The sequence below is a fragment of the Actinoplanes sp. NPDC051861 genome, assembly GCF_040681145.1.
In the GTDB taxonomy this organism is placed as follows: Bacteria; Actinomycetota; Actinomycetes; order Mycobacteriales; family Micromonosporaceae; genus Actinoplanes.
The window spans coordinates 106956-127111 of record NZ_JBFAYE010000016.1; the positions used below are offsets into that span (position 1 = coordinate 106956).

Here is a 20156-nt window from a genome sequence, read left to right on the forward strand (position 1 = left end):
CGGAGCGTGACCTCACCCGCAACGCTCTCGCCCGCGTTGCTGCGCGTTCCTACAGTCACAGCATGCGGGGCATCGGGACGGTCGCGGCGGCGTTGTTGCTGCTCATGTCCGGGTGCGGCACCGTGCCGCGCGCGCAGGCCGCGGCCGCCGCCGGCACCGGGTCACGCGTCGTCAGCCGTGTCGTGCAGTTCGCCCGGGGTAAGGGCAGGCCGCTGCCGACCACCCTCTGGTACCTCAGCGCGGCGGGCGGCACCGGCGTCGCCCCGGGCCGGCACCCGATCATCCTGTTCAGTCACGGGCTCGGCGGACTTCCCGAGCAGTTCGCGCCGCTCGCCACCGGCTGGGCCAAGGCGGGTTACGTCGTGGCCGCTCCGGCCTATCCGCACACGAACGGTCGCGTACGGGTGGATCGCGACGACATCCGCCGTCAGCCCGCGGACGCGGCATTCGTGCTCGAGAAGCTGACCACCGGCGACCTCGCGCCGCATCTGGACGGCGACCACGTCGCGGCCGTCGGTTTCTCGGCCGGCGGCACCACCACGCTGGGCATGTTCCGCAAAGGGCACTCCCGGGCGCTGCGTGCGGCGGTCTCCATCGCGGGCCGCCGGCCGGCCTCGGCTTTCGCCGGGCCGCCGGCACCGATGTTGTTCCTGCACGGTGAGGCCGACCGGGTGGTGCCGATCAAGGCAGGCAAGGATGCGTACGCCTCCGTGCCATGGCCGAAACAGTTCATCCCGATCCCCGCCGCGGGACACGGGCAGTACCTGAACCCCGGTGATCCGAATTACCCGGCGATCTCCGCCCGCATCCTGGCATTCCTGACCGAGCACGTCCCCGCGTAGCGCACCGTCAGGCCGCGCAGGTTCCCGGGGGGAGTTCCGGTGCGCTGAGCTGGGCCAGTGACTGTTTGACCTCGATGTCCGTGGCGAGCTGCTGATACCTGTCGCCGATCACGATGTCGATCACGTCGGTGGTGCGCTCGGCGCTGAACTCCGGCGTCGCCTCGCCCAGGAAGAACGCCTTGATCCACTGGGCGGCGCCGACGGACTTCGGGCCGTACTGAATGATCGCGATGTCCTTGTTCTTGTTCTTGCTCTTCGCGGCGGGCTGCACGGCGAAGCCGCGGTTCTTGAAGTCCTCGCTGACCTGCTCGGCCATCCCGGCCCTGCGAGTGCCGTTGAGCACGCGCAGTTTGACCTGCGCCGCCTCGGCGGGAAGCGTGAGGTTCGCGCGCGGGGTGCCGGCCGGGCAGTCGCCGGTGGCCGCGTCGCTCTGGGTGTCGTTGACCACCGAGATGATCACGGTGATGGCCGCGGCCAGAACCAGAACACCGACGATGAGGTACGCCCGCATGCGCGCATAGGTCATGCCACCCCTGACGCACGCCGGCGGCTTTCCGTGCACTCACATGGCGTAGGTCACACCGGTGAGTTCCTCGGAGACGGCCCACAGGCGCCGCTGGACGCTCACGTCGTAGGACTCCGGGCTGGACGTGACCGGGTGGGGGCGGCCGCGGACCTCGCCGATGCCGTCGGGCCCGTAGTACTGCCCACCCAGAACCGCCGGGTCGGTCGCGGCCCGCAGGCTCGGCAGCGCGCCGTTCGCGCTGTTCTGCGTGATGACCGGTGCGAGCCAGGTGAGCGGCAGGCGGACGAGCGCCGGGGCGTTGCGGGCCAGCTCGGTGTTGGACATGCCGGGGTGCGCGGCCACCGCGACGGTGGTGCCGTGCGCCGCGAGCCGCCGTTGCAGCTCATAGGTGAACATCAGGTTGGCGAGCTTGGACTGCCCGTACGCGGCGACCCGCCCGTAGGACCGCTCCCACTGCAGGTCGTCGAAGTGGATCGCGGCCCGGATCCGGTGCCCGACGCTGCTGACCGTCACGACCCGGGAACCCTGGACCGGCAGCAGGCGGTCCAGCAGCAGCCCGGTGAGCGCGAAGTGGCCGAGGTGGTTGGTGCCGAACTGCATCTCGAAGCCGTCGCGGGTGGTCTGCTTCGGCGTGTACATCACACCGGCGTTGTTGATCAGCAGGTCGATCCGCGGGTGGGCGGCGCGCAGGGACTCCGCCGCGGCCCGTACGGAATCCAGCGATGTCAGGTCCAGCGCCTGCACCGAGACGTCGCCGGTCATGCGGGAGGCGGCCCGCTTGCCCTTCTCGATGTCCCGCACGGCGAGCACCACGGACGCGCCACGCCCGGCGAGTGCCCGGGCGGTCTCGAAGCCCAGTCCGGTGTTGGCGCCGGTCACCACCGCGACCCGCCCGCTCTGATCAGGGATGTTCTCTTCGGTCCACATGTCGATCTCCTAACGAACCGGCGGTCTCTTATAGCGTCGACTATAAGAGACCGGCGGTCTATAAGCTAGGGTGACGGCCATGACGTTTCAGCGGGCCCGCAGTGAGGAGCAGCGGGAGGCGCGGCGCCGGACGATCCTGGACACGGCCGCCACGATGCTCGACGAGATGCCGGTGGCCGAGGTCAGCCTCAACGAGCTGAGCCGCCGGGTCGGCCTGGCGAAGTCGAACGTGCTGCGCTACTTCGAGTCCCGCGAGGCGGTGCTGCTCGAACTGCTCGACTACTTCCTGGAGAGGTGGCTCGCCGACCTGGACGGCGAACTGGCCGCCGGCATCGACGGACGGCTGAGCGCTGAGGAGCGCGGGGCACAGCTGGCCGACGTGCTGAGCCGTTCGCTCGCCGGGCGTACCGTGCTGTGCGATCTCTTCGGTGCGCAGGGCGGCGTGCTGGAGCACAACGTGTCTGTCGACGTCGTCCTGCGTCACAAGCGGGCGTCGCTCGGCTGCCTGCACACCATGACCGAGCTGATCCGCCGGCACGTGCCGGAGCTGGGTGACGGCATTCCGGTGGTCTGCCTGCAGAGCCTGATCATGGCTGGTGCGCTGGCGACGTACTGCTCGCCGCCGGCGAGTGTGCTCGCCGCCTACGAGGCGGAACCGGCCCTGGCCCTGCTCCACGCCGACCTGGGCGACGCCCTGCGGCTCGCCATCGGGACCGCGATCCTGGGCACGCTGCCACGATGACGAGCCACGCCGTCAGGCCAGGCGCCGGCGGATCCACCAGAGGGAGAAGCCGGAGACGGCCGCGGTGAGGCCGATCAGCAGGCCGAACTCGCGCCACTGCAGCGGCCAGAACTCGGTGCCCGGGATGTAGATCAGCTGCTGGCGGAGATTCTGCGCCTCGAGCCAGTCGGGGCACGTCCGGTGGTCGTCGGGTGCCTCCGGGCCGCAGAGTGTGGTGTCGGCCGGCCCCGTGAACTCGGTCCCGGCCGGGGTCACCACGATGTTGGACAGCACCCAGACACCCCGGATCGAGGGTTCGACGTGGAGTGTCATCTCCTTGGTGTCGTCGTTCAGCGAGATGCCGTACCGGCCACCCACGTCGAGCGGTAGCGCCGTGGTGACCTTCTCCGCCAGCAGCGGGCGGAGAAGGAGCGGGCCGGCGAGCTGAATGCCGGCGACCACCAGGAGCGTGACCGCCATCGCGGTGACCGTGCGCCGCAGCAGCAGGCCCGCGGTGACGCCGACGGCGAAGGCGAGCGCCGCGTAGCCGATCGGCACGAGCCCGCGCGCGCCGAAGACCAGCGGGTTGAGCCGGTCCGCCGAGGCCGAGTCGATCGGTTGTGCCCATCGGCTGAGGGTCAGGGTGAACAGGCCGGTACCGATCGCCACCGCCGCGCCGCCGATCGCGAGCTTGACGAGCAGCCAGCGGCCGCGGCTGACCGACTGGCTGAAGACCATCCGGTACGTGCCGGACTCCAGTTCGCGCGCCACCAGCGGCGCGCCCCAGAAGATGCCGAGCAGGACCGGGAGAAGGAGCAGCACCACGATGGCGAACTTGTGGAACTCACTCGCCGCCGTCTGCTGCAGGGCCTCCAGGAACGTCGAGGCGGCGGCCGCGCACGCGTCACCCCGGCAGCCGGTGTACCCGGCGTCCTCGGCCGCGCCCGTCACGGTCGTCCAGGTCAGGGCCAGACCGGCCAGCAGGGCGAGCACCAGGGTGCCGGTGACAAGTGCGGGGGTACGGAACTGGCGCCAGCTCATCCAGATCATCGCTGTCCCTTCAGCACGCGTTCCGGTTCGCTCATGTACGCCAGCACGATGTCCTCCAGGTTCAGCCGGTCGACCTGCCAGGACGGGTCGTCGATCGGCGCCGTGCTGCGCACCACGAGCGTCGACTGGACCTCGGTGTGGCTCTGCTCCACGACCGACCGCCCGGGACCCAGGCCGGCCGGGTCGCGCCGGGGCCCGACCAGGCGGTGGTGCCCGGCCAGGAGCTCGTCCACGTCCCCGGACACCCGGACCCGGGAGGAGACCAGCACGATCAGGTGGTCGCAGACCCGTTCCAGATCGGCGACCAGGTGCGAGGACATCACGACGCTCATGCCCTGCTCGGCGGTGAGCTCCATGAGTCCCTGCAGGAAGTTGCGCCGAGCGAGCGGGTCGAGGGCGGCCACCGGCTCGTCGAGCAGCAGCAGTTCGGGCCGTTTCGCGGCGGCGATGGTCAGGGCCAGCTGGGCGCGCTGGCCGCCGGAGAGCTTGCCCGCCTTCTGCTCCGGGTCCAGCCCGACCTGGGCGATCCGGCGCTCGGCCAGGCCGGCGTCCCAGCCCGGGTTCAGGTGCGCGCCCATGCGCAGGTGCTCCGCGACGGTCAGGCTCGCGTAGACCGGGGTGTCCTGCGCGACGAACCCGACCCTCGGTGAACCACTGACCGGCCGCTCGCCGAGAACCTCGATCCGCCCCGCGGTCGGATCGAGGAGCCCGCAGGCGAGCTGGAGGAGAGTGGACTTGCCGGCGCCGTTCGGGCCGACGAGGCCGACGACGTGGCCGGCCGGGATGTCCAGAGTGCAGTCACGGAGAGCGGTGCGCCGCCCGTACTTTTTGATCAGACCTTCCGTGGTCAGTGCGCTAGTCATGCTCGGGCCTCCGAAAAGGCACGAAAAGTGCTGAGGAACAGCGCCTCGATGCTCTCGTCGTCGAGTCCCGCCTCGCGGGCCTCGGAGAGCCAGCGCTCCAGGCTCTCCCGCAGCGGCGCGTGCTTGTCGAGCGACTCGCCGCCCAGCGTGCGGGTGACGAAGGTGCCGAGGCCGGGCCGGGCGGTGACCAGCCCCTCGTACTCCAACTCGCGGTACGCCTTCGACACCGTGTTCGGATTGATCGCGACCTGCGCCACCACCTCCTTGACGGTGGGCAGCTTGTCGCCCTCGTGCAGAACTCCCAGCCGCAGCGCGTGCCGCACCTGCTGGATGAGCTGCATGTAGGGCGCGACCCCGGACCGTGAGTCCAGGTGAAACTCGATCACATTCCCTCCCTATTCCACTAGTTGCCTAGTAGAATAGGGAGGATCGATGATCCTCGCAACCCCGGCACCGGGGGAGGGGTTAGAGGCTGCGGGCGACGATGTCGCCGTAGGCCGTGGTGGCGTTGATGGTCAGGGCGGGGGTGCCGTCGTTCTTGAGGCTGTTGGTGACGCGGCCGTAGCCGGTGCCGGCGTCGAGGGTGGCGGAGACTCCCGGCGCCGCGTCGACGGTGACGTTGCCGGCCTGGGTGGAGAGGGTGAGTTCGCCGCCGGTGGCCTCGGTGATCTGGATGTCGCCCTTGCTGGTGGTGATCTCGGCGGGGCCGGTGAGGCGGCCGATGGTGACGTCGCCGGCGTCGGTGCGCAGGCGGGCGCTCGCGGCTTCGTCGATCTTGATGATGCCGTGCGATCCGTCGAAGGTGACCTCGCCGAGGCGGCCGACGCCGCGGAGGTCGGCGCTGGCCGCCTTCGCCCGCAGGCGGGATCCGGCGGGCAGCTGGACGGTGACCTCGACGAAGCCCGACGAGCCCAGGATCTGGTTGGTGTCCGGGGTGGTGACGCGCAGGACGCCGTCGGTGAAGTCGACCGTGGTCCGCTCGGCTGCGTTGACGTCGCGGCTCTTGCCGGCCGTGGCGGGCCGGACCTCGACGGTGGCGTCGGCGCGGTGTGCGGCGATGAGCTGGACGCGTCCGGCGGGGATGTCGACGACGGCGGTGATCGGGGCGGTGGTGGCGAAGGTGTGCATCTCGTTCTCCCGTGTCTCGTTGTTTCCGATGAGAGAAACGCTACGTTGCGTTCGCAAAACAGGCAACAGCCGTGTTGCAAACAGATCGAGTAGCTGCAGCTCACGACTGCTATTTCATTGCATTGGCTTGGAAATCAACGCAACGGTACGTTGCAATGGCTGAAAGTGAACGCTCTGCGGGTAAGTTTGCTTCCCGTGTCGCCATTTCTCTGGGAGCAGCACTGCTGCCTGCCGCTGACCCGCCGCGCCGACCTCGGTGAGCTGGCCCGTTATCAACGGCCGGGCGGTGCGTACGTCTCGGTGAACGCCGGCTACGCCCCGCACGGCCACGACGAGGTGGTCGCGCTGCTGGAGGACTGGCGGCCGCGTATCGAGGCGGACGAGCGGTACGTGCTGGTCAAGAACATCGGCGACCTGGACAGCTCGCGGGTGAACGTCGCGTTCGACCTGGAGGACTCCGGGCCGCTGGAGGGGCGGCTGGATCGGGTACGCGAGTTCTACGACCTCGGCGTGCGCACGATGCTGCCGGCGTACAACCACCGCAATGCGGCCGGCGGCGGCTGCCTCGACGCTACGGATGACGGGCTCACCGCGTACGGTAAAGATCTGATCCTGGAATTGAACGCCGTGGGTATGGTGGCCGACGGCTCGCACTGCGGCGCGCGGACCGCCCTCGACATCAGCGAGCTCAGCCGGAAGCCGATGATCTACAGCCACTCGTGCATGCGGGCGGTCTGGGACCATCCGCGCAACATCACCGACGACCAGGCACGGGCGTGCGCGCAGACGGGCGGGGTCGTCGGCATCACCGGCATCGGGATCTTCCTCGGCCCGAACGACGCGTCGCTCGAGGCGCTGGTCCGGCACATCGACTACGCGGTGAACCTGGTCGGGCCGGAACACGTGGGGCTCTCCAGTGACTACTCGTTCGACGCCGAGGACGCCAACGCGGCGATCACCGACAACCCCGGCCTGTTCGACGACTGGTTCACGCGCTGGGGGCCGATCAACTTCACCCCGCCGGAGGGGCTGTTCGCGGTCGAGGGAGCGTTGCGTGAGCTCGGCTATCCGGAGCAGGCGATCGCCGCGATCCTCGGCGGGAACTTCCGGCGGGTGGCGGCCGAATGCTGGTCGGTAACGTAGGCCCGGTGGAGAGATCAGTGTCCCGGCGGGTCACCATCGTCGACGTCGCCCGGCACGCCCAGGTGTCCACCACCGCGGTCTCCAAGGTGCTGCGCAACGCCTACGGGGCGAGCCCGGCCATGCGCGCCAAGGTCCAGCAGGCCATCGACGAGCTCGGCTACCGGCCGTCCGCGGCTGCACGGGGACTGCGCGGGCAGACGTACACGATCGGGGTGATGCTCCCCGAGCTGCGCAACCTGTTCTTCGCCGACATCCTCGACGGGATCACCGCGCAGCTCGGCGACACGTCGTACCAGGTGCTGCTGGCGCCCGGGTGCAACGGCGAGAAGGCCGAGGCGCGCGTCATCGACGCCATGGTCGACCGCAGCATGGACGGGCTGGTGCTGATCGCGCCCGTCTCGGCGAAGAGCCGCCTGACCGCGGTCGCCCGTGACGTGCCGATGGTGGTGGTGGGCAGGCACGGTGCCTCACCGGCGTATGACACGGTCACCGACGACGACGTGGCCGGTGCGGCGCTGGTCGTCGACCACCTCGCCGAGCTCGGCCACCGCCGGATCGCCCACATCGAGCACCGGGAGACCGACCCGGTCCGGCTTGCCGAGATGCCGAACGCTCAGCGGGCCAACGGGTACCGCCAGGCGATGCGGGCCCGTGGGCTGGCCGAGTACATCGACATCGCGTCCACGGCGTACACCCACGAGGGCGGTTACCTGGGCGCCCGGGAGCTGCTCGCCCGCCCGGTCCGCCCGACGGCGATCTTCGCGGGTGCCGACGTGGTCGCCCTCGGCGCGATGGAGGCGATCGCGGAGGCCGGCCTGTCAATCCCCGGCGACATCTCGGTGGCGGGGTACGACAACAGCGCGCTCGCGGCGTTCGGGCCGATCTCGCTGACCAGCGTCGACCAGGACGGACGGCAGATGGGCGCGGACGCGGCCCGCCTGCTGGTCGAACGGATCGGGGACCGGGAGCGGCGCACCACGCGGGTCACGCTGTCACCGACCCTGGTCGTCCGCCGCACGACGGGGCCGGACGGGACCGGTCCGGGTGGCCGGGTGGGTGGCAGAATCTGACCCTTTCGCACTACGACCTGGGGATACGTGGTCACTAGGTTGTGGTGGCCGCCGAGGAAGGTCCCCGGGGTTCGACCGGGTTCGACGGGTGGGGTCAGCGTGCGGGACAGGTACTTCGACACGCTCCGCGTGCTGGCGATCATCCGGGTCGTGCTGTTCCACGCGTTCCCGATCGCCACCCTCGAGCTGATCTTCCCGTCGATGGGGGTGATGTTCGCGCTGGGCGGTTCGCTGATGGTGAAGTCGCTGGACCGTGGGGCGGTCCGGACCGTACGCAACCGGCTCCGCCGTCTGCTGCCCGCGCTCTGGGCGATGGGTGTCATCCTGGTGCCGCTGATGCTGCACCACGGCTGGCCGGACCACCCGTCGTGGCCTCGGCTGCTTCTGTGGGTCGTGCCGATCGCCGACCCGCCCTCCAGCGAATTCGGATACTCCGCGGCCGGCGTGCTGTGGTACCTGGTGACCTACCTCTGGCTGGTGCTGCTGTCCCCGTTGCTGCTCGCGCTCTACCGGCGGGCACACCTGGCGACGGTGCTGGCGCCACTGGCCGGACTGGTGGCGCTGTCGATGTTCCCGGTCGCGGCCGGTGGCGCCGGGTGGGTGGCGCAGAACGTTCTCGCGTACGCATCCTGCTGGGTTCTCGGCATGGCCCACCGCGAAGGTCATCTGAAGGCACTGCGCCCGGCCGTCGTCCTCGGCCTGGGTGCCGCTTGCGTGACCGGCGCGCTGGCCTGGGCCTGGACCCACCCGATCGAGAACCACATGGATCTGACCAGTATCCCGGTGGCCTACGCGATCTACGCGATCGGGTTCGTGCTGGTGCTGATGCGCTGGACCCCGCGGATGGACTGGCTGGCCCGCAGCCGGCCACTGGACGGCTTCGTGTCGATGGTGAACAACCGCGCGGTGACCGTCTATCTGTGGCACAACGTCGCGATCACCGTGGCGGTGGCCCTGTTCGATCCGCTCAAACTGTGGCGGATCCCGACCCAGGGCCTGGAGTACCTGGCTGATTTCACGATCGCGATGGGGCTGCTCGCGGTCGCCGTTCTGGCGCTCGGCTGGGTGGAGGACCTGGCCGCCCGGAGGAGGCCACGGATCTCGCCGGCGCTGCCTTAACGACGTTGCAGCGGGGACTTGTCGCCCACGAGCCAGAGATGACCGTACGGGTCGAAGAAGCCGCCCTGTCGGTGCGTGCCCCACAGGGCGGCGTGGTCGCGCACCGGGTCGTGATAGTTCGCCCCCGCCTCGGCGGCGCCACCGGCGACCGAGTCGGGGTCATCGACGAACACCTCGATCCGTGTCGTGGTGCTGCCGAGGGACGCCGGGCTCTCCCAGCCGTTGTTCGCGGGCTCCGCCACGAAGAACGGCGCGCCCTGGAGTTCCAGGCCGATGACTGAGCCGAGGTTCCACAGCTCGGTGGCGCCGAGGGCTCGCTGGTACCAGGCGGAGGCTGCGGCGGCGTCCGGTACCGCGAGCATGACGGAGATGACGGTCATGACCGGGAGGGTAGCGGCGAGCGCGGTGCGAAGGGGGGCGTGAGGAATTCGGCCACCGCCTGGTCACCGGTGGCGTTGCGGCCCTGGACCGAGTGGCCCATGCCGGGGATGACCACCAGACGGCCGTGCGGGGTGCGGGCGGCCTGCTCACGGGCCCACTCCAGCGGCGTCGACAGGTCGCGGTCGCCGCTGAGAAGGAGGATCGGCATGGTCAGCCGGGAGTACGGCGGCCGCGGGTTCGGCCGGGACACGGGCCAGTGCCGGCAGCTCGCGATGATGCCCTGCTCGACCGCCGTCCTCGGTTCGAACGGCCACGCCTCGGCGGGGGAGATCTTGTCCAGGGCGCGGGTGATCGCTTCGTCCCGGAAACGGACCGGTGCGGCCGAACTGCCCCACGGGGTGCTTCGCAGGTCCGCGCAGAGGGTCGCCACGTGCAGGCCCACGCTCAACTCGGTCGGCGGTGTGGGACTGCCGTAACGCAGCTCCTCGATGGCGGCGTTGAGCGGCTCCACGTCCCCCTGCGCCGCCTGGTGGAGCAGGGCGAGCACGGGATAGAACGTGGCACCGGTCAGCTTCGGGTCCACAATGCTGGCGATCACCAGGAGGTCGAGGACGCCTACTCCGTTGTCGTGGTGCCTGACCACCGTGGCGAGTTCGGCCGCCGGGTCGTACCCGCACTGCTGCTCGCGGCACGCTGTGCGCAGCACCCAGCCGGCGCGGCGAAGACTGTCCAGGTAGAGCGCGTCCGGATCGTCCTGGGGCACGACGGAGTCGAGCACCATACGGGAGACTCGCCGCGGATGGGTGAGGCCGTACTGCGCGGCCACGAAACTGCCGTAGGAGACGCCGTCGAGAGTCCACCGGCTCACGCCCAGCGCGCGGCGCAGGTCGTCGAGATCGGCCACGGTGTCGGCGGTCGTGTAGTGGTGGCGGTCGTCGCCGAGCAGCTCGGCGCACTCGCGCACGGCGGTCGCCGACGGCGGGGTGATGTCCGAGAAGCCCACCTCCGCCTGCAGCCGTGGGCAGTCGATCGCACCGGCGCCGGTGCCCCGTTGGTCGATCATCACCATGCGATAGTCGGTGAGCAGGTAGGACAGTCGCTGGGCGATCCGGGGGACGAGGGCCGGGCCGGGCTGGCCGGGTCCTCCGGACAGGACCATCAGCACGCCGCGGGGAGCGTCCGCGTTGTCCGCGACGGCTACGCGCAGCCGCAGCGTGCCGGGCCGTTGCCCGCTCCGGTCCAGGGGAACGGTCAGGTAGGAACAGGTGAAGGCGGCGATCTCGGGACAGGGTTCGCTGCCGGTCAGGGCCCGGCCGCCGGGAGCGGCGGCGGTGAGCGTGACGGTCACGAGAGCGGCGGCGGCAGCCCGGAGAGTACGGGTGAGCGCTGTCATGCCTGTGATGTGACACCGGGTCAGGCGTCGCGGCGTTGGACATCCGTGCTCGATCGCAGGATCCGCACCACCGCGTTCGGTGGCCGACCGAGGTGCTTGCGGACCACCCGGGTCAGATGTGACTGGTCGGCGAAGCCGTACCGGGCGGCCAGTGTCCGCAGGCAGTCGGCGCCGTCCTGCACATCGGACAGGACCGCGCGGACCCGCATCCGGTTGCGGTAGGCGGTGAGCGTCTCACCCGTAACCGACCGGAAGATCCGGCTCAGGTGGTGCGGCGAGCAGTTGACCCGGGCCGCGATGCCGGCGAGGCCGTCGGCGTATCGGCCCTCGGCGAGCACCTCGCGCGCCTCGGTGGCCAGGCGCCGGTGCGCCACTGCCGTCGCCGGGCTGCCGGAACCGCGCCACGCGGCATGCGGGGCGAGCCGGTCCAGCAGGGACTGGAGCCGCTCGCCGGCGGCGAGCGCGTCGAACTCCCGGCGGCAGGTGGCGATCAGGAGGCGGTGGTCCAGGTCGGTCGCGTCGTCCAGCGGGAAACGGTACGCCGAACGCGGCCATCGGTCGGCGATCTCCGCGTCGAGGATCACGTCGGTGAACGTGTCCCCGCCGCCCAGCGGGTGCGCCACCCGCATTTCGTCACCGGCCCGGATCAGCAGCGCCGCGCCACTGTCGACGAACACCTCGCGGCCGTTGATCCGCATCAGGTAGGCGCCTGAGCGGGGCAGGACGAGCCGGTGTCCCGTCGCGTACCCCACCGGGCCGTACCGGGCGCCGTCGAGGCCGCACCGGGCCTCGAACAGGCGCATGCCGTCCAGGTGCCCGAGGCAGCCTCCCGTGCCGGGCTGTCCCGCGTACCGAGCCACACACAGCCGGCATCCCCGTCGCATGACGGTCAGCAGCGTACCGCGTGGACCAGCACCAGGCGTTCCGGAAAGAGGACGGGGGCCTGGACGCCGGCGACCGCCAGCGCCCGCCCGGTCAGGTCGGCGCCGTCCGCCCACCAGGGGAGGGGATGTTTCACCGGGGCCTCCGGCCGGTCGCCCGGCGGCAGCGGGGCCAGGTGGTACGTGGCGTCCGGGTCCAGGCCGGGCAGCCGGACCGGGCCCGGTGGTGAGCAGACCGGGGTGGCCATGCTGACCAGGGCGTACACCGCTTCGGAGCGGTCGGTGGCGACGACTCCGTGCACCCACAGCGACGGGTCCGGGTGGTCCGCGCGGACGACGGTGCCGCTGTGCAGCAGGGCGCGGAGTCGCTTGTGGAGCCGCACCCACTCGGTGAGGCGGTCCAGGTCGCCGGTGCCGGCCCGGGTCAGGTCCCACTCGATGCCGAAGTGGCCGAACAGCGCGGTCCCGGCGCGGAAGTCCAGGGTGTGCGTCCGGCCGGTGGTGTGCGAGACGGTCGGGCCGACGTGCGCGCCGATCATCTCGGGTGGCACGAGCAGACCGGTCCAGCGCTGGATGGCCTGCCGCTCCAGGGCGTCGTTGCAGTCCGAGGCCCAGATCCGGTCGGTGCGCTCCAGGATGCCGAGGTCGACGCGGGAGCCGCCGGACGAGCAGGACTCGATCTCCACACCCGGGTGGGCGGCGCGAAGTTCGTCGAGCAGGCGGTACACCCGTAGGGTCTGGGTGTGCACGCCGGCCGCCCCGGCGGGGGAGTGCCCGGCCTCGACCAGGTCGCGGTTGTGGTCCCACTTGAGGTACCCGATGTCGTACTCGTTCAGCAGCGCGTCCAGTCGCTGCCACACGTACGCGTACGCCTCCTCGTGCCCGAGATCGAGAACCTGCTGGAACCGCGCCTCCGGTGGCAGCCGGCCGCCGGTCTGCAGGATCCACTCGGGATGTGCCCGTGCCAGGTCGGAGTCCGGGTTGACCATCTCGGGTTCCACCCAGAGACCGAATTCGAGGCCGAGCCCGCGGACGTGGTCGACGAGCGGGTGCAGGCCCTTCGGCCAGACCGTCTCGTCGACGTACCAGTCGCCGAGCCCCGCGTGGTCGGTGCGCCGATGACGGAACCACCCGTCGTCGAGCACGAACCGCTCCGCGCCGACCCGCGCGGCGAGATCGGCGAGTGCGGTGAGTTTGGCCAGGTCGTGGTCGAAGTAGACCGCCTCCCACGTGTTGAGGACGACCGGGCGCGGTGAGCGCGGGTGTTGCGGCCGGGCGCGCAGGTGGTGGTGGAAACGGCGGGAGAGATCGTCCAGCCCGTGTCCGTAGGAGCCGTACAGCCAGGGGGAACGGTAGGAGTCGCCGTGCGACAGCCGGACCTCGCCGGCCAGCAGAAGTTCACCGCCGCCGAGCAGGGACACACCGGTGGGTGTGCGCTCAGCCAGCGAGCGGTGGTTGCCGCTCCACGCCACGTGGACGCCCCAGACCTCACCCGAGGAGAAGCCGAATCCGGCGCGGCCGGCCGCCAGGATGATCGACGCGTCGGCGCCGGTGCGCCCGCGCCGGTTCTCCCGCAGCCGGGTGCCGACCGTGAACGGCTGCCGCTGCGGGATCCGTTCCCGCAGGTGGCGCCCGGTGAAGTCGAGGATCTCGGTAGCCTCGGCCGGCACCGGCAGTGTGGTCAGCAGCCCGTCGAGCACGAAGACCGACGACGGGTCGGTGCTGGTCACCGTGGCGCGTTGCCGCAGCAGGCCGGCCTCAGCCATCTCGAGCTCCAGCAGCAGCGACAGCCCGGCGCTCTCGTCGCGTGCGGAGACGGTGAGCCGGTGGGACACCGCCACGATCTCCTCTGCCGTGAAGGCGGTGGAGAACGCGGTGCCGTCGCGGTGCCCGGTCAGCCCGGGTGTTCCGAGCCAGCCGGCCGACTGCTCCGGCAGCACGCTGACCGGCACCACGGCGTCGAGCGAGTTGGAGACCGGCTGCGGGATGCCGGTCAGCGCCAGGGCCGCGATCCCCGCGTCGCCGAGGTCGGCACCCCAGTGCAGAACCCTCGGCAGGCGCGGGCCGCCGCAGTCGAGGACGAGGCTGACCCCGTCGGCGCGCCAGTGCAGCAGGTCTCCGTTCACTGTGCGACCTCGAAGAGCGCGTTGAGCTGGTTGTTGAGGTCGGTGAGCGAGCTGACCGGCTGTTCACCGATGTAGACGGCGTCGAGGCGGGGCACCAGCAGCGCGGTGATGTCGGCGGCGTTGGTGGTCACCGGGAACAGGAACGTCGTCCCCTCGGTCACCTGGTCGGTGAAGGGCGTGACGTCGAGATCGCGTTCCCGCTGGTTGTACGCGATGGCCCGCTGGGTGGCGGCCGGCCGGGCCGGGAACACCACACCGGAGTCGGCGATCATGTCCTGGCACGCGGCGCCGGACATGAACTTGACCCACTTCGCCGCGTCCTCCGGCTGCCGGGACAGCGTGGTGACCGAGTCGGCGAGCCCGTTGAACATCGAGGCGCGCCTGCCGCTCGGCCCGATCGGCGTCGGGGCGATGCCGATGTCGAGCTTCGTGCCGTTCGCGTCGGTGAGCTTGCTGAACGTGGAGATCATCCAGGATCCGCTGATGCCCATGGCGGCGATTCCGGACTGGATCTGTTTGTCCGTACCGATGGCGTTGCTGCCGCCGATCTCGGCGTAGGTGGGCATGAAGCCCTTCTCCGCCAGCCCGAAGTACCAGCTCAGCGTGGACTGGAAGGCGGGCTGGTCGAGGTTGAACCGGGTGCCCCAGGGGTTCCGGTCGGTGACCTGCCACCCCGCGCTGCCGGTGAACGCCGACCACTGGGTCTGCCCCCAGCCGCCGCCACCGGCGCCCTCGGAGGCGAGCCCGTGGATGCGGACGTTTTCCCGGTCGAAGCCGGGCTCGTCGCCGCGGACACCGTTGGCGTCGACGGTCAGATGCGCGACGAGCTTCTCGAAGGTGCCGCCGTCGGTGGGGTTCCAGGACAGCTCCTTCAGGGTCGCCTCGTCGACACCGGCGTCGCGCACGGCGGCCCGGTCGTAGAAGAGCGCGACGGTGTCCCAGTCCTTCGGTACGCCGTACCGTTTGCCGTCCTGGCCCTTCCAGAGTTCCGCGAGGCCCTGCTGGTAGTCGCCGTCCTGGATGTCGCTGGTCGCCGCGAGGTCGTCGAGTGGCCGCAACACCTCGAGGTCGACGTACTGGGCGAACTTCGCGAGGTGGTCGGTGAAGACGTCCGGCGCGGTGTCGGCGATGAACCCGGCGGTGAGCTTCGACCAGTAGGTGTCCCAGCCGTTCTGCGTGATGCGTACCGTAAGCCCCGGATTCTCCTGCTGGAAGGCGTCGGCGCACTTCTGGTAACCGGGCTGCTGGGCGGAGTCCCACAGCCAGTAGTCGATGACGCCGGCGGTGCCGGTGCCGGTGTTGCCGCAGGCGGTGGCGAGCAGGCACAGCGTGAGCGCGGCCGCCCCGGTCCTGAGTCGTCGGATCACGGCGCACTCCTCACTTGATGCCGCTGAAGCCGATGGAGTTGACGATGCGCTTGGCGAAGACCATGAACAGCAGCAGCATCGGCAGCGCCGCGACCAGGGTGGCGGCCATCAGGCCGGCCCAGTCCGGCCCGGTCTGCGGTGTCTGCGACTTGAAGACGCCGAGGGCGACGGTGAGCACGCGCGATCTGTCGGTGTAGCTGACCATCAGCGCCCAGAAATACTCGTTCCAGGCGGAGATGTACGTGAGGATCGCCAGCGTCGCGATCGGTGCGGTCGACATCGGCAGGATCAGCTGGAAGAAGACCCGGACCTTCGACGAGCCGTCGATCAGCGCCGCTTCCTCGACCTCCTTGGAGATGCCGAGGAAGAACTGGCGCAGGAAGAACACCGCGAACGGCGTCATCAGCATGGTCGGCAGCGCGATGCCGAGCAGCGTGTCCACCAGGCCGAGCTGCTTGATCAGGACGAAGTTCGGCAGCAGCGTGAAGATCGCCGGGATCATCAGGCCGCCGAGGAAGAACGCGAACCACTTCTCCCGGTGCCGCCACTCGAGGCGGGCGAAGGCGTACGCGGCCATCGCCGAGAAGAACACCTGCCCGGCGGTGACCAGCGTGGCCACCACGATCGAGTTGAACAGGTAGCGCCAGAAGTTGATCGGCTGCCCGGCGCCGCCGGCGTCGATCGCCTCCTGGCCGGTCTGCAGGCCGAAGACCCGCTGGAAGCCGCCGAGCGACGGCTGCACCGGCAGCAGGCTGTCACTGCCGGCGTAGAGGGCGTTGTTGCTGGACAGGGCGGTCCGCAGCATCCAGTAGAACGGGAACAGGCTGCCCAGGATGACGAGGACCATGAAGGTCCAGGCGAGCGCGCGGCCGATGCTGAACGGGCGGCGTTCGGGTGGCTCGACGGTGCGTGCTCTGGGTTCCGGCCCGGCCGTGGTGGCCGGCGGGGCGACGTCGATGGCCATGACCACTCCTCTTCCGCTAGCTGAGGTCGGACGTGCCGGCCCGGGAGATCCGGTACTGGGCGAAGGTGATGGCGACGAGCACCAGCAGCAGTGCGACCGACATCGCGGAGGCGTAGCCGAACTGGAACCGGCCGAACGCGACGTCGTAGATGTAGTACTGCAGCACCCGCGACGAGTCGACCGGGCCGCCGCGGGTCGTGACGGCGACGGTGTCGAACACCTGGAACGAGCCGACCACCGTGATGATCAGGACCAGTGCCAGGACCGGGCGCAGCAGCGGGACGGTGATGCTGCGGAACATCCGGGGCTCGCTGGCGCCGTCCATGCGGCCGGCCTCGTACATCGTCTCCGGAATGGTCTGGAGCCCGGCGAAGATCAGCAGTGCGGTGTAGCCGACGTGCCGCCACACGTTGATCAGCGCGATCGTGGGGATCACCCACGCCTCGGAGGAGAGGAAGGCGATCCGGTCCAGCCCGATCGCGGCGATCAGGGCGTTACCGATGCCGAGCTGGTAGTCGAGGATCCACAGGAACACCATCGCGGCGACCACGTTGGAGACCAGGTACGGCGTGAGCACGATGCCGCGCAGCCAGGTCCGCCGCGTCAGCCGCTGCATCATCACCGCGATGACCAGTGCGAACACGGTCTGCAGGGTGATGTTGACCAGCACGTAGTAGACGGTGACCCGCAGCGAGTTCCAGAAGACCGGGTCCTGGGCCATCCGGACGTAGTTGTCCAGGCCGTTGAACTCCGGCGGGGTCAGCAGGTTGAACCGGGTGAAGCTCAGATAGATCCCGCGCAGGGTCGGCCAGACCATGAAGACGACAAAGCCGATCAGTGCGGGGGCGATGAACAGCAGTGCCAGGCGGGTGTCGTCGCGCTTGCGGTGAACCGGCCTCGTGGTGGTCACCATGATTGCCTCCGGCGCTTATTTTCAATCAGACTGAAAATAATCCGCAGGCGACGGTGTGACAAGGGTCACGCTTAAGCTGGTGTCATGGTGATCAGTGCCGGTAGATCTCTGACCGCGGGTGCGCTCGCCGTCGCTCGGCATCTGCTGATACACGGCCCGGCCACCCGCGGTGATCTCGGCGACCGCCTGAACCTGTCGTACGCGTCGACCTCACGCGCCGCCCGCGCCCTCATCCAGGAGGGCATCGCCTCCGAGACCCTGGAGCAGGAACCCGCCGTCGGCCGGCCGCGCCAGGTGCTGACCGCGGTGCCGACCGCCCGGCACGTCCTCGGCTGCAAGCTCACGGCGGACACCGCGTACGCGGTCGTCTGCGACATGTTCGGCAACGTGCGCTCCGCCGGCCGGGCGGCGCTGCCGGGGCCGGACGCGAGCGGTGCGGTGCCGGTGGCCGGCACGGCACGGGTCATCGCCCAGCTCACGAACAGGATCGGCCGGCGGGTGCCCTCGGTGGACGGCATCGGCATCGCACTCGGCGGCATCGTCACCGGCCGATCGGCGGTTCGGGAGGGCACGTTTCTCGGCTGGCGCGACGTGGATCTCGCCGGTCCGGTCAGTGCGCGGACCGGACTGCCGGTGACGGTCACCAACGACGTCACGGCGCTGGCGCGCGAGCAGCTGTGGTTCGGTGCGGGGCGAACCCACTCCACGTTCGGCGTCATCACCGTCGGCGCCGGGCTGGGCTTCGGCGTCGTCCGTGAGGGCGTGGCCGTCGAGGAGCTGATCGACAACGGTCACCTGCTCGCGCACGCACCGGTCGACTCGCGCGGGCCCGAGTGCGGCCTCGGCCATCGGGGCTGCGTCGCGGCGTACCTCGACCACACCGACGTCGCCCGCCGCGCCTCGGTCACCTTCGACGGCCTGGTCACGGCCCGCCGCGCCGGAGACCCCACCGCCACCCGGATCCTCGACGAGGCCTCGCATGCGCTCGGCCACCTGGCCGCCACGTTCGCCGGAGCGCTCCAGACCACGTGCATCGTGCTGGCCGGCGAGGACGTCGGTGTGCTCGCCGGCACGGCCGCGATGAACGGCGCCATCGCTGACCGGCTGCGCCCCGGCCCGGCCGAGGCCCAGCGGTGCGTGCTGGACATCGTCACCACGCCGCTCACCTTCAACGACTGGGCTCGCGGCGCCGCGGTCGCCGGCATCCAGCACATCCTCGGCGCCGCGTAGCCGGACGGCTGGATCTGTGGTCCGGCGCCGCAACGCGGCATGTCGCTGAGGCCTGAACCAGACCTCGATCGTGAAGATGCCTAGCGCAGTCCTCGGTCGACGAAATCGATCAGCCACTCGAACGACTCGTCGACGTCGGTGTCCATCTGGAAGCCGCCGGCTGCCTCGATCACCGCGAATCCGTGGAACAGGCTGCGTAGCAGGCGCATCGCGTGCACGGTGTTCGCGGGGTCGTGCGGGTAGCCGGACAGCACGGCCGCTAGGGAGTCGAGGACCCGTGCGCCCGCCGCGACGATCGGGTCGTCCGGTGACTGTGGGTCGAGGCGGATCGTGGCGGAGTAGCGTCCCGGGTGCTTCACCGCGTACCCCCGAATGGTGTGTGCGGCGGCGGCGAGCGCGCCCCTCCCGGCGCGGCCCTGCAGGGCGTCGCGCAGCTGATCGCCCAGCTCGGTGAGTGCCAGTGCGGCGACCCGCTGGTTGAGGTCGGCCTGGCTGCTGACATGTTTGTAGAGAGACGGCGCCCGCACGCCGAGCCGCTCCGCGAGTGCGCCCATCGTCACGTTGGCCAGCCCGACCTCGTCGGCGAGCCCGGCGGCGGCGGCGACCACGGTGGCCGGGTCGAGTCCCGCCCTAGGCACGCGAGTACGCCTTGAGGAACGGCAGCAGCAGCGCGACGGTCTCCTCCGGGAACTGGGCCTGCGGGTAGTGCCCGGCCCCCTCGACGACCTCGACCCTGCCGAGGCCGGCGGGCAGGGCCGCGAGGATCGCGGTGGCCTCGGCGCGCGGGTCGGCCCAGTCCGGGTCGAGTGAGCCCTCGATGATCAGAACCGGGCAACGGACGTTGCCGAGCTGCTCACCGGCGTCGGTCGGCGGGGTCTGGCCCATCCGCTGCAGCGCCTTCATCCGGCCGGGCTCGGCGAGCATTGCGGCGTTGCGCCGCAGCTGGTCGTCCCAGTCGGCCGGCTTGCGGCCCGGGTAGGCGACGTCGAGATATCGGTGCCACCACTTCACGCTGCCCAGCATGGCGGTCATGCCGAGGCGGGTCATGCCGCTGCGGTGGCGTTTCACCCGGAGCAGGCCGCCGAGGTCCACCGACTGCCTACGGGTGAACGGCGCGATCTCGACGATGCCGTCGACCAGATCGGGCGCCTGGGCGGCGGCGATCGTGGCCGCGCCACCGGAGATCGAGTTGCCGACGAGCACGGCCGGCCCGCCGAGGTGGCGAACGACGGCGAGCAGGTCGCCGGCGATGTCGGTGCGGGTCCACGACGGCCAGGCCGCGCTCGACTCGCCGCACCCGCGCAGGTCCACGGCGGCCACCCGGTATCCCGCCGCGACCAGCTGCGGCACCACGAAGCGATAGGAGTCCCGGCTGTCGCCCATGCCGTGCGCCAGCACGACCAGCGGGCCGGCCCCGCTGACCTCGTAGGCGATGGTGCCGCCGTCGACGGTGACGAACTCGGTCATGACAACCTCCGGTTGGCTAATGTCGTTAGCTAAAAGCTAATGCCA

21 protein-coding genes are annotated in these 20156 nt (G+C 70.4%); 6 read left to right on the plus strand and 15 right to left on the minus strand.

The window, feature by feature from the left end; translation table 11 throughout:
- Positions 1 to 62 precede the first annotated feature (62 nt).
- Positions 63 to 842, plus strand: a complete 780-nt coding sequence (locus tag AB0M02_RS32670; protein WP_364233900.1) for a dienelactone hydrolase family protein — start codon at positions 63 to 65, stop codon at positions 840 to 842.
- A gap of 7 nt (positions 843 to 849) precedes the next feature.
- Here AB0M02_RS32670 and AB0M02_RS32675 read toward each other — a convergent pair whose 3' ends face one another.
- On the minus strand, positions 850 to 1368 hold the full coding sequence (locus AB0M02_RS32675; RefSeq protein WP_364233903.1) for a LytR C-terminal domain-containing protein: 519 nt from the start codon (positions 1366 to 1368) through the stop codon (positions 850 to 852).
- Positions 1369 to 1404: 36 nt separating this feature from the next.
- The gene (locus tag AB0M02_RS32680) at positions 1405 to 2295 is read right to left on the minus strand and encodes an SDR family NAD(P)-dependent oxidoreductase (protein WP_364233905.1); all 891 of its coding nucleotides are present in this window, start codon (positions 2293 to 2295) and stop codon (positions 1405 to 1407) included.
- Positions 2296 to 2374: 79 nt separating this feature from the next.
- Between AB0M02_RS32680 and AB0M02_RS32685 the strand changes: the two genes are divergently transcribed.
- The gene (locus AB0M02_RS32685) at positions 2375 to 3037 is read left to right on the plus strand and encodes a TetR/AcrR family transcriptional regulator (RefSeq protein ID WP_364233907.1); all 663 of its coding nucleotides are present in this window, start codon (positions 2375 to 2377) and stop codon (positions 3035 to 3037) included.
- A gap of 12 nt (positions 3038 to 3049) precedes the next feature.
- Here the strand turns inward: AB0M02_RS32685 and AB0M02_RS32690 are convergent, their stop codons facing one another.
- From AB0M02_RS32690 to AB0M02_RS32705, 4 genes are all read right to left on the minus strand, one after another.
- The gene (locus AB0M02_RS32690; protein ID WP_364233910.1) at positions 3050 to 4066 is read right to left on the minus strand and encodes an ABC transporter permease subunit; all 1017 of its coding nucleotides are present in this window, start codon (positions 4064 to 4066) and stop codon (positions 3050 to 3052) included.
- Positions 4063 to 4929, minus strand: coding sequence for an ABC transporter ATP-binding protein (locus tag AB0M02_RS32695; RefSeq protein WP_364233912.1), 867 nt, complete (start codon positions 4927 to 4929; stop codon positions 4063 to 4065). Before AB0M02_RS32695 ends, AB0M02_RS32690 begins: the two co-directional genes overlap by 4 nt.
- The gene (locus tag AB0M02_RS32700) at positions 4926 to 5315 is read right to left on the minus strand and encodes a GntR family transcriptional regulator (protein ID WP_364233913.1); all 390 of its coding nucleotides are present in this window, start codon (positions 5313 to 5315) and stop codon (positions 4926 to 4928) included. Before AB0M02_RS32700 ends, AB0M02_RS32695 begins: the two co-directional genes overlap by 4 nt.
- A gap of 79 nt (positions 5316 to 5394) precedes the next feature.
- Entirely contained in the window at positions 5395 to 6057 is a 663-nt protein-coding gene (locus tag AB0M02_RS32705) for a DUF4097 family beta strand repeat-containing protein (protein WP_364233915.1), read from the minus strand.
- Positions 6058 to 6252: 195 nt separating this feature from the next.
- Here AB0M02_RS32705 and AB0M02_RS32710 point away from each other — a divergent pair, with 195 nt between their 5' ends.
- The 3 genes from AB0M02_RS32710 (at position 6253) to AB0M02_RS32720 (ending at position 9389) form a co-directional block, all read left to right on the plus strand.
- A complete protein-coding gene (locus AB0M02_RS32710; RefSeq protein WP_364233917.1) occupies positions 6253 to 7200 on the plus strand; it encodes a membrane dipeptidase in 948 nt (315 codons plus the stop codon).
- A gap of 5 nt (positions 7201 to 7205) precedes the next feature.
- Complete coding sequence (locus tag AB0M02_RS32715) at positions 7206 to 8270, plus strand: LacI family DNA-binding transcriptional regulator (protein ID WP_364233919.1); 1065 nt, start codon at positions 7206 to 7208, stop codon at positions 8268 to 8270.
- Between the two features lie 99 nt (positions 8271 to 8369).
- A complete protein-coding gene (locus tag AB0M02_RS32720; protein ID WP_364233920.1) occupies positions 8370 to 9389 on the plus strand; it encodes an acyltransferase in 1020 nt (339 codons plus the stop codon).
- On the opposite strand, the gene AB0M02_RS32725 is transcribed toward AB0M02_RS32720, so the two are convergent.
- From AB0M02_RS32725 to AB0M02_RS32755, 7 genes are read right to left on the minus strand one after another with little or no spacing between them, the layout of a single operon-like run.
- A complete protein-coding gene (locus AB0M02_RS32725; protein WP_364233923.1) occupies positions 9386 to 9769 on the minus strand; it encodes a VOC family protein in 384 nt (127 codons plus the stop codon). The genes AB0M02_RS32720 and AB0M02_RS32725 overlap by 4 nt on opposite strands.
- Positions 9766 to 11163 (minus strand): alpha/beta fold hydrolase, encoded by a 1398-nt coding sequence (locus AB0M02_RS32730; protein WP_364233926.1) that lies wholly within the window; start codon positions 11161 to 11163, stop codon positions 9766 to 9768. Before AB0M02_RS32730 ends, AB0M02_RS32725 begins: the two co-directional genes overlap by 4 nt.
- 20 nt (positions 11164 to 11183) lie before the next feature.
- Complete coding sequence (locus tag AB0M02_RS32735; protein ID WP_364233928.1) at positions 11184 to 12047, minus strand: helix-turn-helix transcriptional regulator; 864 nt, start codon at positions 12045 to 12047, stop codon at positions 11184 to 11186.
- Between the two features lie 5 nt (positions 12048 to 12052).
- Complete coding sequence (locus AB0M02_RS32740) at positions 12053 to 14170, minus strand: alpha-galactosidase (RefSeq protein WP_364233929.1); 2118 nt, start codon at positions 14168 to 14170, stop codon at positions 12053 to 12055.
- Positions 14167 to 15537 (minus strand): sugar ABC transporter substrate-binding protein, encoded by a 1371-nt coding sequence (locus AB0M02_RS32745; protein ID WP_364233932.1) that lies wholly within the window; start codon positions 15535 to 15537, stop codon positions 14167 to 14169. The genes AB0M02_RS32740 and AB0M02_RS32745 overlap by 4 nt, the downstream gene beginning before the upstream one ends.
- A gap of 10 nt (positions 15538 to 15547) precedes the next feature.
- The gene (locus AB0M02_RS32750) at positions 15548 to 16501 is read right to left on the minus strand and encodes a carbohydrate ABC transporter permease (RefSeq protein WP_364233934.1); all 954 of its coding nucleotides are present in this window, start codon (positions 16499 to 16501) and stop codon (positions 15548 to 15550) included.
- 16 nt (positions 16502 to 16517) lie between these two features.
- Complete coding sequence (locus AB0M02_RS32755) at positions 16518 to 17414, minus strand: sugar ABC transporter permease (RefSeq protein WP_364233937.1); 897 nt, start codon at positions 17412 to 17414, stop codon at positions 16518 to 16520.
- An 84-nt stretch (positions 17415 to 17498) separates the two neighbouring features.
- On the opposite strand from AB0M02_RS32755, the gene AB0M02_RS32760 reads away from it, so the two are divergent.
- Positions 17499 to 18644, plus strand: a complete 1146-nt coding sequence (locus tag AB0M02_RS32760) for an ROK family protein (RefSeq protein ID WP_364233939.1) — start codon at positions 17499 to 17501, stop codon at positions 18642 to 18644.
- An 80-nt stretch (positions 18645 to 18724) separates the two neighbouring features.
- On the opposite strand, the gene AB0M02_RS32765 is transcribed toward AB0M02_RS32760, so the two are convergent.
- On the minus strand, positions 18725 to 19282 hold the full coding sequence (locus AB0M02_RS32765; protein WP_364233941.1) for a WHG domain-containing protein: 558 nt from the start codon (positions 19280 to 19282) through the stop codon (positions 18725 to 18727).
- Positions 19275 to 20111, minus strand: coding sequence for an alpha/beta hydrolase (locus tag AB0M02_RS32770; protein WP_364233943.1), 837 nt, complete (start codon positions 20109 to 20111; stop codon positions 19275 to 19277). Before AB0M02_RS32770 ends, AB0M02_RS32765 begins: the two co-directional genes overlap by 8 nt.
- Positions 20112 to 20156: the final 45 nt, after the last annotated feature.